The 1,929-nt window shown below is 67.1% G+C and carries 2 protein-coding genes; both read left to right on the plus strand.

Features of this window, described 5'->3' with window-relative positions; genetic code table 11:
• The coding region (istA, locus tag IM708_RS20835; protein WP_209428466.1) for an IS21 family transposase at positions 1 to 1,038 on the plus strand (1,038 nt) is incomplete at its 5' end.
• Positions 1,039 to 1,051: 13 nt separating this feature from the next.
• Positions 1,052 to 1,816, plus strand: coding sequence for an IS21-like element helper ATPase IstB (gene istB, locus IM708_RS20840; protein ID WP_209428467.1), 765 nt, complete (start codon positions 1,052 to 1,054; stop codon positions 1,814 to 1,816).
• The last annotated feature ends 113 nt before the right edge of the window (positions 1,817 to 1,929 follow it).

A 1,929-nucleotide genomic window follows, 5' to 3' on the forward strand; every position in this document is an offset into this window, starting at 1 on the left:
CTCTTCGTCGCGGCCATGGGAGCGTCCAACTACACCTATGCCGAGGCTGTGGCCTCCGAGGGCCTCGAGGACTGGATCGGCGCCCATGTCCGGATGTTCGCGTTCCTCGGCGGCGTGCCGAAGATCGTGGTGCCCGACAACCTGAAGTCGGCCGTGTTCAAGCCTGACCGTTTCGACCCGGGCCTGAACCGCACCTATGCCGAGATGGCCGGCCATTACGGCACGGCAATCCTGCCGGCGCGGCCCTACAAGCCCAAGGACAAGGCGAAGGTCGAGGTCGCGGTGCAGGTTGCGCAACGCTGGATCTTGGCGCGGCTGAGAAATCTGCGGTTCTTCTCATTGGCCGATCTCAATGTCGCGATCCGGCGCCTGCTGGATCAGTTGAACATGCGCGTCATGCGCGGCTACGGCGCCAGCCGCGCCGACCTGTTCGCGACATTGGACCGGCCGAACCTGCAACCGCTGCCGCCGCAGCCCTACGAATTCGCCCGCTGGAAGCGGGCACGGGTCGCACCGGATTACCATGTCGAGGTCGACAGCTCCTGGTATTCCGTGCCGTTCGAGTTGATCCGGCAAGAGGTCGATATCCGCGTCTGCGGCGCAATCGTCGAGATTTTCTGCAAAGGGCAACGGGTTGCCAGCCACCCACGCTGTCCCGGCCGGCGCAGCCACGTGACGGTGCCCGAGCACATGCCCTCGGCCCACCGCCGCCATGCGGAGTGGACCCCGGCGCGCATGCTGGCTGCGGCGGCAAAGCTCGGCCCCTCGGTCACGGCGTTCTGCGAAGCGGTGATGGCCGACCGTCCCCATCCCGAACAGGGCTTCCGAACCTGCCTGGGCGTGCTCGCCCTGGCCAAGAGCTTCGAGCCCGCCCGCCTCGATGCCGCCTGTCGGCGCGGTCTGTCGATCCGCGCCCGTTCGGTCGCATCGATCCGGTCGATCCTGAAAACCGGTCTCGACCGGGCCTTCCTCGAAGAAACGACCGAGGATCGCACCCTCCAACACGCCAACATCCGCGGCCAAGGCTATTACCATTGAAAGGAGACTGCCCTTGCTGACCCACCCCACGACCGAACGGCTCATCACCCTCGGCCTCACCGGCATGGCCACGGCGCTGGACGAACAGCGCCGGGTCCCGTCCACCTTCGCCACCCTCGGCTTCGAGGAACGGCTTGGCCTCCTGGTCGACCGCGAGGCCGCCGAACGGGATGCCAAGCGCCTCACCACCCGGCTCAAGTTCGCGGCCCTCCGTCAGGCCGCCTGCGTCGAGGACCTCGATCTGCGCACCCCGCGCGGCATCGACCGCGCCGTCATCGCCCATCTCGTCGACGGCGCCTGGATCTCTCGTCACGAGAACCTTCTGATCACCGGGCCGACCGGCCTGGGGAAAAGTTGGATCGCCTGCGCGCTGGGGCACAAGGCCTGCCGGGACGGGCGTGTCGTCGCCTATCACCGGGTGCCGCGCCTCTTCGAGGCGCTCGCCATCGCCCGCGGTGACGGACGTCACGCCCGGATGCTCAAGGCTCTCGCCAGAGTCGACCTGCTCATCCTCGACGATTGGGGCCTGTCCGTCCTCGCCCCCTCGGAGCGCCGCGACCTGCTGGAAATCCTCGAGGACCGACACGGCCGCGGATCAACCATCGTGACCAGCCAGCTGCCGGTCGAGCACTGGCACGAGGCAATCGGCGACCCAACGCTCGCCGACGCCATCCTCGACAGGCTCGTTCACAACGCCCACCGCCTTAAGCTCGCCGGAGAAAGCATGCGACGACACACCAGCATCACGAAACCGCTTGACCAAACCGGTCAGGCCTGACTCCATGCCGTCGTCGGCCAGACTGCCCGAGGCGTGGAATGGCTGCCCACGATGCCGTGGAATAGCTGCCCACGATCGCGTGGAATCGATGCCCAGCTTCCGTGGAATGCGCA

This window comes from Pararhodobacter sp. SW119 (assembly GCF_017811755.1).
Lineage (GTDB): Bacteria > Pseudomonadota > Alphaproteobacteria > Rhodobacterales > Rhodobacteraceae > Pararhodobacter.